Consider the following 14,640-nt stretch of genomic DNA (forward strand, 5'->3'; position numbering starts at 1 on the left):
CCCAATATTGGTTATCACGCGGTGAAACTGTCCTCAGATAGAACGCTGATTAACCCGGTCCATGAGTGCCTCCGCCGACTCCTTGCGCTCGGAATAGCGATCAACCAGATAGTCCTGGCGGTCGCGCAGCAGCAGCGTGAACTTCACCAGCTCCTCCATCACGTCGACGACACGGTCATAGAAGGGAGAGGGTTTCATGCGCCCGTTCTCGTCGAACTCCAGATAGGCTTTCGGTACAGACGATTGATTAGGGATGGTGAACATCCGCATCCAGCGCCCAAGTACACGCAGTTGATTGACCACGTTGAATGACTGCGAACCACCACACACCTGCATGACCGCCAGGGTTTTACCCTGGGTCGGGCGGACTGCGCCCATGGCCAACGGCACCCAGTCGATCTGTGCCTTGAATACGGCGCTCATTGAGCCGTGACGCTCGGGTGAGCACCAGACTTGCCCTTCCGACCACAGCATCAGCTCGCGCAGCTGTTGAACCTGCGGGTGGTCGTCGGCCACGTCATCGGGTAATGGCAAGCCTGATGGATTGAAGACCCGTGTTTCGGCGCCCATGCGTTGCAGCAGGCGAGCCGCTTCCTCTACCAGCAAGCGGCTGAAGGAGCGCTCACGCGTCGATCCATACAGCAGCAGGATGCGTGGTTTATGGGTGGACTTCAGCTCGATCCCCAGTTTGTCTGCCGAAGGTAATTCAATCAGGTCGGCGTCAAGCTGGGGGATGTGGTCGTCATACATAGTCGTTGTCCTGCGCAGCTGCGCTCCTGGATTCATCGAACCAGCGGCGTTTAAGCCACAGCGCTACACCCACTAAAGAAATCAGCACCGGCACTTCCACGAGCGGGCCAATCACCGTGGCAAAAGCGACCGGAGACGCCAGGCCAAAGGTAGCGATGGCCACCGCAATCGCGAGCTCGAAGTTATTGCTCGCAGCGGTAAAAGCCAGAGCCGTGGTACGTGGATAATCCGCCTTGAGCAGATTGCCCATGCAGAAACTGAGAAAAAACATCACGACAAAGTAGATCGTCAGCGGGATCGCGATGCGCAGCACGTCCAGCGGCAATTGCAACACCTTGTCGCCCTTGAGGCTGAACATGGCGATGATGGTCAATAGCAATGCCACCAGGGTCAGCGGGCTGATCTTCGGAATGAAGCGCTCTTGATACCAAGCCTCTCCCTTGCGTGCGATCAGCATCCTGCGGGTCAGGAAACCGGCCAGGAATGGCACGCCCAGATAGATCAGAACCGACTCGGCGATGCTGATGAAGCTGGTCTCGATCACGCTGCCTTGTAACCCGAACAGTGGCGGCAGGAGGCCAAGAAACACCCAGGCATACAGACTGAAAAACAGAATCTGGAAGATGCTGTTGAAGGCCACTAATCCGGCGACATATTGGTTGTTGCCTCCTGCGATCTGATTCCAGACCAGCACCATGGCGATGCAACGTGCTAGGCCGATGAGGATCAATCCGGTCATGTATTCCGGCTTGTCGCTCAGGAAGACAATGGCCAAAGCGAACATCAATATCGGTCCGACAACCCAGTTCTGGATCAGGGACAAAGCAAGGATGCGCTTGTCTTTGAAGACTTCTGGCAGTTCTTCATAACGAACTTTGGCCAGGGGCGGATACATCATCACGATCAAACCGATGGCGATCGGGATGTTGGTGCTGCCCACCGAGAGACTGTTGAGCCACTGCGGCCAGCCTTCGAACAGGCTTCCCAGCCCGATGCCGAACGCCATGGCCAAGAAAATCCACAGGGTCAGGTATCGGTCCAGAAAGGAAAGGCGGCTTTTACTCATGACATATCTCCTACTGTTAAAGCGTACCGATCAGGGCTAGCTCAGCCTTGAGCTGTTCGGCGCTCAACGTGGATGGATCAGCAGCAGGCTGCGGCGCGCGTCGGGCGGTCGCCCATTTCATCAAGGCGTTTCGCGTCAGGGCTCAACCAGTGTTTGTTGGCCTCCAGTACGGTGGTCAGAACGCCGCGCACCCAATCAGGCAGGTTCGGGTGCAGGCGGTAATACACCCATTGACCTTGCCGACGATCCGCCAGCAGTCCGCAATTGCGCAGTTGGGCCAAGTGCCGGGAGACCTTGGGCTGGCTCTCATTGAGCGCGCAGGTCAGTTCGCAGACGCAGAGTTCACCCTCGCGGGCGACCAGCAGCATCATGCGCACCCGGTTATCGTCAGCCAGGCATTTAAAAACAGTGGTGGGTGTCAGAGGATCGGTCATGACAGGGCTTCGGCTCACATATGGTTTTTCGAATATATGATTTTCCATATATTATGGTAAAGCAGAAACAGCGCTGGACGGTGAATTTTTTCGCCCAATCCCTCGGATTTGGCAGCGTGATCCCTTGCGTTAAACACGCACTGCGTTCAGTTTGGTTTAAGCTTGGTGCCTCAGAATAATCGCCACTTACCAAGTAACGCGGACAACAAGGACATTGTTATGGGCTGGAAAAACACAGAACAACGTTATGGCATTCTCTCCATCGGGCTGCATTGGCTGATGCTGATCTTGATCATTGGCGTCTACGCCTGTATCGAACTAAAAGGGAACTTCCCCAAAGGCAGCGACTTTCGCGAGTTGCTCAAGCAATGGCACTTCATGCTGGGTCTGGCAATCTTCGCGCTGGTGTGGCTACGTCTTCTGGCCCGTTTGATTGCACCGACACCCACCGTCGTACCCGCCCTTCCGCAGTGGCAGGCAATCCCCGCCAAGCTGATGCATCTCGCCCTCTACGCGCTGATGATAGGCGCGCCGCTCGCCGGTTGGCTGGTACTGAGTGCGGCCGGTAAATCCATTCCCTTCTTCGGAATTGAACTGCCGCCCCTGATCGACAAGAATGAGGTGCTGGCTAAATCAATTAAAGAATGGCACGAGCTGGCCGGGACAACCGGCTACTGGCTGATAGGCCTGCACGCAGCGGCCGGCCTGTTTCACCATTACATAAGCCGCGACAATACCCTGACCCGCATGTTGCCTGGGCGGTAAGCTCTACCCGGTACCCGCAGCCTGTCGAGCGACATGCACGATCAGCGCTGCGGAGAATCGGCTGGCCCACCTGGAACCTGACCTATGTCCGAGACGGTAATCACGCGCAGCATTCCACGCACGGTCTGGGCACTGGGTTTCGTCAGTCTGTTCATGGACTTGTCGTCAGAAATGGTTCATGCGCTGCTGCCGGTATTTTTGGTCGGCACGCTCGGCGTCAGCATGATCACGCTAGGTTTGATCGAGGGCATTGCGGAAGCTACGGCCCTGATTGTGAAAGTTTTTTCCGGCGCGATCAGCGACTATTTCGGTAAACGCAAGAGCCTCTTGCTGCTGGGCTACGGCCTTGCTGCACTCACCAAGCCCCTCTTCCCGCTGGCTCATTCCGCAGAAATGGTATTTACCGCACGCTTTCTGGACCGGATTGGCAAAGGGATCCGCGGAGCGCCACGCGATGCTCTGGTCGCCGACGTATCACCACCGGAGATCCGCGGAGCGTGCTTTGGCTTGCGTCAATCCATGGACACCGTAGGGGCCTTTCTCGGACCCGCAGTGGCCATCGGCCTGATGTACATATTCAGTGAAAACATTCCTCTGGTCTTATGGATTGCCGTGATACCCGCGCTGGTGGCCGTCAGCCTGATTTTTGTTGGCGTCGATGAGCCCGAGCGCGAGCAGAGAGCTCAGCACTTTCGTTCGCCGATACGTCTACAGCTGCTCTACAGTTTTTCGCCAGCTTATTGGTGGGTGGTGATTGTGGGAGCGCTGTTCACCCTGGCGCGCTTTAGCGAGGCGTTTCTGGTCTTGCGCGGCCAGCAAGCAGGACTCTCCGCGACCTGGGTGCCCATCGTGATGGTGGTGATGGCTTTGTTCTACACCCTCTCTGCCTACCCCGTGGGGAAACTCTCTGACCGTGTCAGCCGCAAAGCGCTTCTCGGCGTGGGTTTGATATTGCTTATCGTGTCCGATCTGGTGCTGGCCAACGCAGAGTCCATCACAATGCTGATGCTCGGCGTCACATTGTGGGGACTGCATATGGGATTCAGTCAGGGACTGCTGGCCGCTCTTGTGGCTGACACGACACCGGCAGGGCTGAAGGGAACCGCCTTTGGGGTTTTCAACCTGGTGAGTGGAGTCTCCATGCTCCTGGCAAGCGTGCTTGCAGGCCTGCTGTGGCAAACCTATGGGTCAGCAATGACTTTCTATGCAGGTGCTGCTTTTTCTGCAGTCGCTTTCATACTTCTGTTAACGCGGCGCCAACGTGACGATCACCTGAAGTAACCACAGCGCTCCCTCCATGCCGCTATTAAAACGATGACGGTTTGATCGCCAACAGACTGCTGTGCATGTGATAAACCACTTGCTCTGCGGTGCTGCCCAACAGTTTGTTCAACCCTCTGCGGTGCACCGTGCCCAGCACGACAACATCGATATTCTCTTCTTCGGCATAAGCAGTAATGACTTTCGCCGGAACACCCATGATGAAGTGACGGCACTCTGGCGGCACCCGGTATCGATCAGCCAGTTCAGTAAATGCTTTTCCTTCAGCCTCATACACCGCCTCGCCCATGCCCGCTGAAAATATTGTCGAGCCCATGCCCTCCGAGGCATACATATATGAAAGGTCATACGCATACAGTAGATGCAGTTCAGCGTTGCACTGCGACGCCAACTTCTCGGCCGCCAGGATGATGTGATCATTGAACTGCTCGAACTGTTCTTCCGGTTTAAACGGATCTACCGCCGCCAGAATTTTTCTCGGCGTGGCATGCTGGACTTTCGCAACGAGGTGCAAGGCGGAGGAACACTCCCTCAATAAACGCAGGTCCAGAGGTGTAAACAAGGTGCGCATAAGCAGGGATTCATGCTCAAGGTCTTTGATCAGCATGGAGGGGTTTAATTCTTTGACGTGGCGCAAGATCTCCTCAAGTGGACACTGAACCCACATCACTTCCGTTGTCACCACTATGCTGAGGTTGCGCAGGGCGGCGGCTTGCTCTTCAAGCCACTGACGATGCCGCATCAGGTAACCCTCGCGCATTTCAGTGAGCGCTTGCTCATTGACCAGTCCCGCCGTTGCCAAGCCTTCAACATAGTCAAAAGCAACGATATGCAATGGGACGCCTTTAGCTTTAGCCAGTGCTGCCGCTCGGTCAAAAGCCGGGGTTCGGTGCATCAAAGGCGAAGCCACCAGCAATAAACGCTCAGAGTCGGACATGTAACACCTCCATTTACGGAAAGGGTCAACGGCTGGGGAGAATGGATAGCCTCCTCCCGACAGGGCCTATGTTTCTCACATTCTTGACGGTCAAGCGGCCCACACATTGATCTACATCAGAGGGGCCACTGCCAGAACCAAAAGGCGTCAGATCAACGCGCGATAAAAACCCGTCCATCGCAACCATTATTGAATAACTCACCACTGACCCAAAAAAAAGACGGTGCTAAAAAAATGGCGTCATACCTGTGCGTACCCCATGACAATTCCCACCAAGGTGTAACTTCCAGTTAACACTTTCACGCACACTACCAATGAACTGTTAGTTGGAGACCCGCAAAACAATTCACCTTAGTTTAAAACCGTAAACAGCCCACTCATTTGAATATGTGTGTGCGCTGTAGTTATTCCCTGACCGGGAATTCCATACAACAAAAAATGCTAATAAAGTCCTCCCCGCCTCGCCCGCCATTCATCTATAACTGATCAGCCGCCCTGTCATGACGAGGGCCCATTGGCTACGCTAAAAAAACAACAGGAGATCTCTCATGACGCTTCCGGTAATGCTTGGCCCTGTGCAACAACTAAAGGCTGCCTGTTCGGGGTGCAGTGTGCGCGGGCTGTGTTTATCGGCAGGCCTGAACAGTTCAGAAGTTGATCTTCTGTCCACCCTCATTCAGCAACGGGTCAAAATCAAAAAAGGTGAGACGCTCTATCATGCGGGAGACCCTTTGCGTTCGCTGTACGCCGTCCGGTATGGATTTTTCAAGACGACCGTCATCTCGGAGGATGGCCGCGAACAGCTGACAGGCTTTCAAATGGCGGGAGAAATGCTGGGCATAGACGCCATTAGCAATGATCGACACGTGTGTAATGCAATTGCACTGGAAGACAGTGAGGCGTGCCCGATTCATTTCATGCAACTGGAACGGCTGTCTCATGAGTTGCCTTCGCTTCAACACAACCTGCACAGGCTGCTGAGTCGAGAAATAGTCCGTGATCATGAAATGCTTCTGTTATTGGGTAACCTGAATGCCGATGAGCGTCTAGCCGCTTTTTTGCTGAATTTGTCGCATCGAATGGTCGCGCGCGGTTACTCATCCAAAGCGTTCGTTCTGAGAATGACCCGGGAAGATATCGGGTCTTATCTTGGCTTGCGCCTGGAAACAGTTTGCCGGGCTATTGCGCGCCTTCGTGAGCTTGAGATTGTACGTATCTCAGGCAGAGCCGTAGAGATCCTTGATTTAGCAGCCTTACATTCGCTGGTGTCAGGGTGCCGCCGAGCTGATTGAGAATAAATGCCGTCATTGTCTACGCTTTGACCACAAGAACACTGCAGGGGGCGTGTTGAAGAATATTCTCAGCGGTGTCGCCCAATACCAAGTCCAGATTGTGATGAGGGCGTGTGCCCATCACCAGTACATCAACCGCGTTATCGACCGCGAACTTTTTGATGGCCGGGAGCGGCGTCCCTGCCAGGTAATAGGCATTTTCCTTCGCAATACCATAGCGTTTCGCCAGCGCAACAAAGGCTTCAAGGTGTGCATCACCCAACGCATCGACAAAGTCTGCTTCGATGGGCATCGCCCCCATGATCGTAAAGCCTGAAGCATAGACAGCGGACCCATCGTAGACATACAGCATCTGTAGAACGCCATCGCACTGTGCTGCCAACCGGGAAGCCGTTTCGATAATGATATCGTTGAGCCGAAGGTCTGCATCAGCAGAGCGAAAAAGATTAACCGCCGCCACGATTTTATGCGGTAACGGGCTTGCCGAATCGATCACCATGTGGACAGGCACAGGGCAATCACGCAGTAGTTGCCAGTCCAGCGGTGTAAAAAAAACGCGCTTGAGCGTTGATTCCTGGTGAACATCCTTTATCACCATCTCCGCTTGTTGGGTGTCGACGTATTGCCGAATTTCGTCAATGACATGCTGTGTCCAGAACAATTGGGTGGTGACCTCAAGCCCGTTTTTTCTCTCATATTCGGCCTCTTGCTCTAACCAGTGGCGATGCATCTGCAAGTACCCCTCACGCAGCTCCGCCATTGCTCCTTGGTTGAAAACCCCAACGATTGCGAGTGTTTCCATATAATCAAACGCAACGATATGGAGTACGGCATTGCTGGCCTTCGCCAATGCCACCGCGCGCTCAAATGCAGAAGTACGGCGCATTTGCGGGGAAGCTATCAACAGTAGACGCTGGAAATTTGCCATAGCGTTCTCCGCAATTCGGGCAGAGTTCAATGTTGAACTACATGACATGAGTGGCATTGACTTAAATCAGAAGTCGTCATCAGGACCCGAAACGTTGAACCCCTCCACCTGCACTGGCCGGCCGACAATCGCCTCTGCCCACGCCACAAACGGACAACCTCAAGGGTCGCCACGGCGACGAAGTGGCCTTGGTTTGATAGGTCGCTTGCGATAGAAACCCCGTTTTACCCATTCGGCAGTGGCCATGTAAAGCAGGCTGATGGACAACAACACGGCGAGCAGGCCCAGCGGTAAAGGGACAAGTCCAAACCAGACAGCGGCAGGGCTGTAGGGCAGTAAAACGCTCAGAACCCCTATCACGGATGCGCTGATCAGAAGCATTCGACCCGGGTGACTTTTATAGAACGGCTTGTACGTGCGAACGATGAAAATGGTCATTAACTGAGTCAGTAGTGATTCGACGAACCAGCCGCTACGAAACAGGTCTGGCGCAATGCCTACCAGCCAATACAACGCGCCGAAGGTGAAGATATCGAAGATTGAGCTGACGAGTCCGAATACCACCATGAAGTTGCGGACTTCCGCCAGGTTCCAGCGATGAGGCGTCTGTTCCCACTCTCGATCGACGTTATCGCTGGCGATGCCCAGCGCGGGAATGTCAGACAGAAAATTGTTCAGCAAAATCTGCTTTGCCAGCAGAGGCAGAAAGGGCAGAAACAATGAGGCCAGCGCCATGCTGATCATGTTTCCGAAGTTCGCACTGGACACGATGGAGATGTACTTCAGGGTATTGGCAAACGTGTGGCGACCTTCATCAATGCCTTCGCGCAACACATTCAGGTCATGCTCAAGCAAAACAAAATCAGCCGCCTGCTTTGCAACATCAGCGGCGTTCTGCACCGAGATCCCTATGTCGGCCGCCTGCAGTGCAGGTGCGTCGTTTATCCCGTCACCGAGAAAACCTACCACATGACCGGTCTTCTGCAGGGCGCGAATAATTCGCTCTTTCTGATTGGGATCGACCTCGGCAAATAGCGTCACCGTCGGCGCCAGGTGCATCAGCACCTCGTCTTTCAACAGCGCCAACTCAGAACCGGTGATGATCCGTTGCACATTGAGCCCCACGGCAGAGGCGACATAGCGTGCGACCAGATGGCTGTCACCACTGATGATTTTGACCTGAACACCCAGCTTTGCCAGCGCGGCCATCGTGGCTTTTACTCCCGGCTCGGGAGGATCGAAAAACAACAGAAAACCACGAAAGGTCAGGCCCACCTCCTCGTTACGGCTGTATCGAGTCTGTGCAGGCAGCGAACGAGTGGCAATTCCAAGCACGCGAAATCCTTGCTCGCTCCACGCAGCAAACCGTTTACGGATCGCCGCCAACGCCGTCTCATCCAGAACCTGCGTACCGTTAGCGCAACCAAGATGAGTGCAAACCTCCAGGACGTTTTCGACAGCACCTTTGGTGACCAGCAGGATGGGGGCTTCCGGGCAATCGGCAACCACCACACTTAGACGCTTGCGCCCGAAGTCGTATGGAATCTCATCGAGCTTGCTGACGTGTCCGACGTCGACAGCGCTGGCCTGGGCCTTGGTTGTGATGGCATCGTCCATCGCATTACTCATCCCCGTCTGGAAATGCGCGTTGAACAGGGCCAATTGCAGAACATTGACCTCCTCTTCACCCTCGACATTCACCGCGGCATTCAGCACCACCACACCGCGCGTCAAGGTTCCGGTCTTGTCAGTACACAAAATGTCCATCGCACCCAGATTTTCTATAGCGCTGAGATGGCGCACGATGACGCCACGGGCGGCCATACGCTGCGCACCTTTGGCCAAGGTAAGGCTGAGGATGGCAGGTAGCAGCTCTGGCGATAGACCGACGGACAAGGCGATGGCAAATAGCAGTGTGTCGAGAGTCGGTCGATGCAACAAAATGTTGATACCGAAAACAAGGAAGGTGATGACCAGCATGACGCGCAGCAGCAGTCCGCCAAAATGCCGCAGGCCGCGTTCGAATTCGGTTTCCGGTGGCCGCAACGACAGCGATTTGGCAATCTGACCGAACTCGCTGTCATCGCCATAGCGGGTGGCAAGCACCTCGGCGGTTCCGCTGCGAACGGAGGTGCCCATGAATACGCAGTTGCTGCGTTGAATCAGAGACGCCTCCGCAGGAACGTCTCCCGGCAGTTTTTCTACAGGGTACGTCTCGCCGGTGAGCAGACTCTGACTGATGAAACAATCGCGCGCAGCCAACACTCGACCGTCAGCGGCAATCAGACTGCCCGCGCTGAGCAAAAAAATATCGCCAGGGACAACTTCAGACGCGGGGACTTCCAGAGTTTTGCCTGCGCGACGAACGACGGCCAGCGTAGCGATTTTCCGACGCAACTGCTCGACTGCCGTGCTCGCGCGATTTTCATACCAGGCACTCAGCAAGGCGCTGATCAGCACGATCAACAACACAATGGCCGCGTTGATCCAGTCCCCGACTAACAGCGCCACCAAAGCACCCACGATCAGAATGATCACCAGCGGGCTACGCATCTGCTCTATCGTCAGCCGCAGCAGCCCACGCGGTCGACTCCGGCCCATCGGCGCAGCAGGTCGCAAACGCGCTTTTGCCTGCTCACTGCTCAGGCCTTCAACAGAACTTCCAAATGAGCGGATCAGCTCTTCAGCAGGCGTCTGCCACCAGACCTCGCTGGCTGGCACATCACCCTTGACCGAAGGGGTTCCCAGGCCACTACGGGCCAGCCACATGCCCGGCAACATGGGTAGCCAAAAAGTCAGCCCGCGGAACAACAAAGTGGCAGACAGCGCAACCGGAATCTCGATGCCAATCCAATGCAAAGTGACCACTGCGGCCGCTTCGAACGCCCCCAGCCCACCCGGCACAATTCCAATACTGCGAAGTACGCTGGCCAGCATGAACCCGGCGAACAACCCAGGCAGCTGTGCGGACACCCCCAGCGAGCGCACCAGCACCCACAGCGTCAAACAGTCGAGCAGGATGATGACCAACTCTAAAAGCGTGGTACGCCACAACAGGGCGCGGTTGCGCACCAGTTGGGTGTCGGCCCCTGTCAACAAGGCCAGTCCTTTACCTATCAGTGCAGGGTGCTTCACAGAGAAGCGCCGTTGCAGTTCCGAATGGCCAGCCAGGCGCGGTGCAACTATGGCGGCTGCCAGACTCCCCGTGACGAATATCAGGCAGGTCGCAATGAGCGAGGACGTGGCATGTCCTTGCAGCACGACGATGAACAGTGCGACCCCGACAGTCAGCACATAGGCAAAAAAATAGGCGGAAAGATCGAGGACCAGACAAGCCAGCGCCAATGGCCGGGCAACCCCCATTTTAATGAGGGAAGCAATGACCGCAAACGCCCCGCTGATGCCCGAAGAGGGTAACGCCTGATCGACGAACAACTTCATCAGACTGATTTTGCTTGAATCCCACAGAGACAGCTGTGCGTGCCCTGCTTTTAACACTCCACGGAAGACCTGCCCCTGGGCCAGATAAGTCAGCGCCTGCAACACAACGGCCGCAATCAGCCATGGGGGCTCTGCCCGTTCCAACAACGCACCAAATGCCTCGACATCGCTCAGGTGCAAGGCGACAGCGATCACAGCTGCGAGCATCGCAGTGCCCGCCAGCCAGGACAGCCACAGCAGGGATGAGGTCACCCGCTGGCCGATGTCGAGCGAAGGTTGAAGCGGGTCGTCCGGGATCGGCGATTCGAACGACATAAGGAACTCCCAGCCAGTTTGGGAAAACTGGCTGAATTTTCAGTGAATGCCATCGCTGTCGCTTGATTTAGATCAAGTCAGGCCAACGCCTGCGAGGCCTCATTTAGCAGCCCTTACTTTTTCATCAACAACGCAGTGGACGTTGTTGCCGACTCGTCCTGGTCGTTCGGTCGCCCCACGGCAAAAGGCTTTAATACAAGAACGTTACAAGGCGGATGATCGAGGACAATGTCAGCCGTACGCCCTAATAACATGTCGAGGGGCCGATGGTTCGCCGTCCCCATGACCAGGATGTCGTAGTTGCACCGCGCGACATAGGCGTTGATCACATTCGCAGCCGCCCCCGCGATGAAATGCCGATGCTCCTCGTCGATAGCGTATTTGTCGGCAAGCGCGTTGAACAGCGCTTCCTCTTCCTCGTAACTGGGGGGCGTCGATGCCTGTTGTTCATCAATGTCTGCTAAAGGCTGAACCGACCGGTCATACACGGATAACAGGTGCAAACACGCGTGGCATGCTCGCGCTAGACGCCCGGCAGTTTCAATGATCGAGTCGTTCAACTGTTGAACATGAGTATCTTCATGAAGGATATCGACAGCTGCCAGAATTTTCCGAGGATGGGGGTGCCGGGCATCCGTCACAAGAAGAACCGGCGCGGGGCTTCCACGCAACAACTGCCAATCCAGTTCTGAAAGACTCAAGGGTCTGGCCGCTGACTCGGCATACAAATCCTTGAGCACGAAATCGACGTTCGAAACACTGATGTATCGGCATATCTCAATAGCCGAGCGCGGAGCCCAAATAATCTCGAAAGACGTCTCCAGCCCCTGCTGCCTTAGTTGCGCCGTTTCGATGTCCAACCAGTTATGGAACAGTTTGAGACGGCTCTCGCGGGCCGCTTCACGTCCCTGCGTGTCTAATAAACTAAACGTCTCCATTGTCTCGAAATAGGCAAAAGCGACGATTGAGAGTGATGCATCCATTGCCCCGGCCAAGGCAGCAGCTCTTTCAAACGCCGGACTGTGAGTCATTTTACAAGGCGCAATCAACAGTAACCGTTGACGCAGTGCCATTTCACACCTCAATGGGCGGAGCCCTGTTAACGTCGAGGATCACCGGCGGAACGAAACTTAATGCCGTAAAAGCACAGGCATCGCCCGCCAGCCGGATCATGGACCGGCGCCGAAAACGTCAGTCCAGCTCAATATTGATGTTTTTCTCAGGCTTCATCGCTTCAGGTTTCTTCGGCAGATTGACGGTCAATACACCCTTGCTGAAGCGCGCCTGGATTTTATCCGCGTCCACCCCTTTGGGCAGGCTGAAGGTCCGTTCAAAATACCCATAGCGGCGCTCGGTCAGGTGATAGTTCCCGGACTTGTCTTCCTTGTTGTCTCTTTTTTCGCCTTTGATCTGCAAATTGCCGTTGACGACTTTCACGGTCAGATTTTTTTCGTCCACGCCCGGTACTTCGGCGGTGACTTCAAAGTCTTTTTCGTTTTCAACAATGTCGACAGCGGGCGATTGCAGCCCGACGAAATCGCCCGAGAAGAGCGGATCGAGGTCAAATCCACTGTGCCTCGAGGACAGCAATGAAGGCAGATTATTGAAGTTCTGGAACAGGTGATCGAATTGACGACGAAGCTGTTCAAACGGATGCAATGCATTCGTATTGATCGCAACGTCCCGGTTCGATTCATTGGCCTGGGCAGGCATTTTTTTAAGGGAATGAGCCATGACAAAAATCCTCTTCTGACGGTTGTTGCGCTGATAGGAAAAGACATTTTTCGACACTGAACAACGGCGCTCAATCGCGCCACATCAGTACTGTTGCCCTTACTCGTCAACGGCGCTTGATCGAAGTCAAAGATGGCGCTTATGGACGACCTGGATGACATCCATGCGGGGACACGATGCTGACCCGACAGCAAAGACGGTGCAGCTACACGCCCGACTGTCAGGTGCAACGGGGCAACGGGCGCTCATTGACCTAGATCAACATCAACAGAACAGGCCCATGCAAACCTGCCAGTAATCGGGTGCTCCTTTCATGGCAGCAGGGGGTTGGGTATTGCCTTTGGCGGCACGCGAGGGTGAATGACGCCAATGAAGAAGTTATCCGTGAGTGGTACACAGATAACAATGAATGCTCCCTCGACTTGATCGTGAAAGGAAAAGATTATGGGCGTTGCAGTCACCCCCCAGAAGGGAGAACGTTTTAACCCGCCAATCAGCGAGCCGATCCCTGCGCAGGTCTTCGCTTCGACTAGCGTTCCACGGCTACAACTGCCGACTTCACAGCCAAGTATTACCCTGACCAACAGAAGAAAAATTCTGTTCGTGACCTCAGAGTTGGCTGATCTGGTGAAAACCGGAGGTTTGGGCGATGTGTCTGCCGCACTGCCGCGAGCCATGCGCCACCTGCACGATGTACGCGTGCTGATTCCCGGCTACCCGCAAGTGCTCAATAGTGGTAACCCGATCCATGTCATCAGCGAGCTGGGCGGTCATGCCGCCCTGCCACCGTGCAAGATCGGGCGCATGGACATGAAAGACGGTCTGGTCATTTACGTGCTGATCTGCCCTGAGCTGTACGAACGTGAAGGCACGCCTTACGGTGATAACAACGGCCGTGACTGGCCTGACAACCATATCCGCTTCGCCCGCCTCGGCCTGGCCGCCGCCGACTTCGCCGCCGGCGCGGTAAAAACCCAATGGTGTCCGGAACTGGTGCACGCCCACGATTGGCCCGCCGGATTGGCACCCGCGTATATGCGCTGGCGGGGGCAGGCCACACCGAGCATCTTCACCATCCACAACCTGGCGTATCAAGGCACGGTCAGCACCGGTTCCAGCCGCGAACTGGGTATTCCTGACCAAGCGCTGGGCGCGGACGGCATGGAGTTTTACGGCAAGCTCTCATTCATCAAGGCAGGCATGGCGTATGCCAGCCACATCACCACCGTGAGTGCGACTTACGCCAAGGAAATCACCACGCCGGCCTTTGGCTGTGGCCTGGAAGGCTTTCTGCAAAGCAAGGCCAGCCAAGGGCTGCTCAGCGGGATTCCCAATGGCATCGACGCCAGCTGGGATTCGGAAACCGATGAACACTTGATTTGCCGGTTTGCCCCGAACGAATGGCAGCGCAAGGAAATCAATGCCGACCATGTGCGCGAGCTGTTCGAGCTTGAACCTTCCACGGGCCCTTTGTTCGCCGTGGTATCGCGCCTGGTCTTCCAGAAAGGCCTGGACCTGACCATCGGTGTTGCCGAGCATATCGTCAATCAGGGCGGGCAAATTGCGATCATTGGTCGCGGCGAACCGGAGGAAGAGGACGCCATGCGCGCACTGGCCCTGCGTTTCCCTGGCCAGATCGGCGTGCGCATCGGGTTCAACGAAACGGATGCCCGACGCATGTTTGCCGGCAGCGATTT

The 14,640-nt window shown here is 55.5% G+C and carries 12 protein-coding genes; 4 read left to right on the plus strand and 8 right to left on the minus strand.

The features are described 5' to 3' along the window. Nucleotides 1-33 precede the first annotated feature (33 nt). From arsH to K0F75_RS01420, 3 genes are all read right to left on the minus strand, one after another. Nucleotides 34-750: an arsenical resistance protein ArsH gene (gene arsH, locus K0F75_RS01410; RefSeq protein WP_219059978.1), complete on the minus strand. Its 717-nt coding sequence runs from the start codon at nt 748-750 to the stop codon at nt 34-36. After that, nucleotides 743-1,816: an ACR3 family arsenite efflux transporter gene (arsB, locus tag K0F75_RS01415; RefSeq protein ID WP_219059979.1), complete on the minus strand. Its 1,074-nt coding sequence runs from the start codon at nt 1,814-1,816 to the stop codon at nt 743-745. Before arsB ends, arsH begins: the two co-directional genes overlap by 8 nt. Before the next feature lie 77 nt (nt 1,817-1,893). Further along, complete coding sequence (locus tag K0F75_RS01420; RefSeq protein ID WP_219059980.1) at nt 1,894-2,250, minus strand: metalloregulator ArsR/SmtB family transcription factor; 357 nt, start codon at nt 2,248-2,250, stop codon at nt 1,894-1,896. A 219-nt stretch (nt 2,251-2,469) separates the two neighbouring features. Between K0F75_RS01420 and K0F75_RS01425 the strand changes: the two genes are divergently transcribed. After that, on the plus strand, nt 2,470-3,015 hold the full coding sequence (locus tag K0F75_RS01425) for a cytochrome b (RefSeq protein WP_219059981.1): 546 nt from the start codon (nt 2,470-2,472) through the stop codon (nt 3,013-3,015). Between the two features lie 84 nt (nt 3,016-3,099). Next, complete coding sequence (locus K0F75_RS01430; RefSeq protein ID WP_257604222.1) at nt 3,100-4,296, plus strand: MFS transporter; 1,197 nt, start codon at nt 3,100-3,102, stop codon at nt 4,294-4,296. A 25-nt stretch (nt 4,297-4,321) separates the two neighbouring features. On the opposite strand, the gene K0F75_RS01435 is transcribed toward K0F75_RS01430, so the two are convergent. Beyond that, nucleotides 4,322-5,233 carry a universal stress protein gene (locus K0F75_RS01435; protein ID WP_219059982.1) on the minus strand — a complete coding sequence of 304 codons (912 nt, stop codon included), beginning with the start codon at nt 5,231-5,233 and terminating at the stop codon, nt 4,322-4,324. 548 nt (nt 5,234-5,781) lie between these two features. Between K0F75_RS01435 and fnr the strand changes: the two genes are divergently transcribed. Next, on the plus strand, nt 5,782-6,525 hold the full coding sequence (fnr, locus tag K0F75_RS01440; RefSeq protein WP_219059983.1) for a fumarate/nitrate reduction transcriptional regulator Fnr: 744 nt from the start codon (nt 5,782-5,784) through the stop codon (nt 6,523-6,525). Nucleotides 6,526-6,544: 19 nt separating this feature from the next. Here fnr and K0F75_RS01445 read toward each other — a convergent pair whose 3' ends face one another. The 4 genes from K0F75_RS01445 to K0F75_RS01460 all read right to left on the minus strand — a co-directional run bounded on the left by K0F75_RS01445 (nt 6,545) and on the right by K0F75_RS01460 (nt 12,943). After that, a complete protein-coding gene (locus K0F75_RS01445) occupies nt 6,545-7,453 on the minus strand; it encodes a universal stress protein (RefSeq protein ID WP_219059984.1) in 909 nt (302 codons plus the stop codon). A gap of 159 nt (nt 7,454-7,612) precedes the next feature. Continuing rightward, the gene (gene mgtA / locus K0F75_RS01450; RefSeq protein WP_219059985.1) at nt 7,613-11,209 is read right to left on the minus strand and encodes a magnesium-translocating P-type ATPase; all 3,597 of its coding nucleotides are present in this window, start codon (nt 11,207-11,209) and stop codon (nt 7,613-7,615) included. A gap of 113 nt (nt 11,210-11,322) precedes the next feature. Beyond that, nucleotides 11,323-12,282 (minus strand): universal stress protein, encoded by a 960-nt coding sequence (locus K0F75_RS01455; RefSeq protein ID WP_219059986.1) that lies wholly within the window; start codon nt 12,280-12,282, stop codon nt 11,323-11,325. Nucleotides 12,283-12,400: 118 nt separating this feature from the next. Beyond that, nucleotides 12,401-12,943 carry an Hsp20/alpha crystallin family protein gene (locus K0F75_RS01460; RefSeq protein ID WP_219059987.1) on the minus strand — a complete coding sequence of 181 codons (543 nt, stop codon included), beginning with the start codon at nt 12,941-12,943 and terminating at the stop codon, nt 12,401-12,403. Between the two features lie 444 nt (nt 12,944-13,387). Between K0F75_RS01460 and glgA the strand changes: the two genes are divergently transcribed. Continuing rightward, nucleotides 13,388-14,640, plus strand: a 1,253-nt coding sequence (gene glgA / locus K0F75_RS01465; RefSeq protein ID WP_374028585.1) for a glycogen synthase GlgA, incomplete at its 3' end; no start/stop codon positions are given.

Origin of the sequence: Pseudomonas sp. UMAB-08 (assembly GCF_900095225.1) — a bacterium.
GTDB lineage: Bacteria > Pseudomonadota > Gammaproteobacteria > Pseudomonadales > Pseudomonadaceae > Aquipseudomonas.

Excerpts from the sequence above, each read along its gene's own strand:
- mgtA (WP_219059985.1), bottom strand. The coding sequence starts at position 11,209 with ATGTCGTTCGAATCGCCGATCCCGGACGACCCGCTTCAACCTTCGCTC.
- K0F75_RS01445 (WP_219059984.1), bottom strand. The coding sequence starts at position 7,453 with ATGGCAAATTTCCAGCGTCTACTGTTGATAGCTTCCCCGCAAATGCGC.
- K0F75_RS01455 (WP_219059986.1), bottom strand. The coding sequence starts at position 12,282 with ATGGCACTGCGTCAACGGTTACTGTTGATTGCGCCTTGTAAAATGACT.
- K0F75_RS01420 (WP_219059980.1), bottom strand. The coding sequence starts at position 2,250 with ATGACCGATCCTCTGACACCCACCACTGTTTTTAAATGCCTGGCTGAC.
- K0F75_RS01460 (WP_219059987.1), bottom strand. The coding sequence starts at position 12,943 with ATGGCTCATTCCCTTAAAAAAATGCCTGCCCAGGCCAATGAATCGAAC.
- K0F75_RS01425 (WP_219059981.1), top strand. The coding sequence starts at position 2,470 with ATGGGCTGGAAAAACACAGAACAACGTTATGGCATTCTCTCCATCGGG.
- K0F75_RS01435 (WP_219059982.1), bottom strand. The coding sequence starts at position 5,233 with ATGTCCGACTCTGAGCGTTTATTGCTGGTGGCTTCGCCTTTGATGCAC.
- fnr (WP_219059983.1), top strand. The coding sequence starts at position 5,782 with ATGACGCTTCCGGTAATGCTTGGCCCTGTGCAACAACTAAAGGCTGCC.
- arsB (WP_219059979.1), bottom strand. The coding sequence starts at position 1,816 with ATGAGTAAAAGCCGCCTTTCCTTTCTGGACCGATACCTGACCCTGTGG.
- K0F75_RS01430 (WP_257604222.1), top strand. The coding sequence starts at position 3,100 with ATGTCCGAGACGGTAATCACGCGCAGCATTCCACGCACGGTCTGGGCA.
- arsH (WP_219059978.1), bottom strand. The coding sequence starts at position 750 with ATGTATGACGACCACATCCCCCAGCTTGACGCCGACCTGATTGAATTA.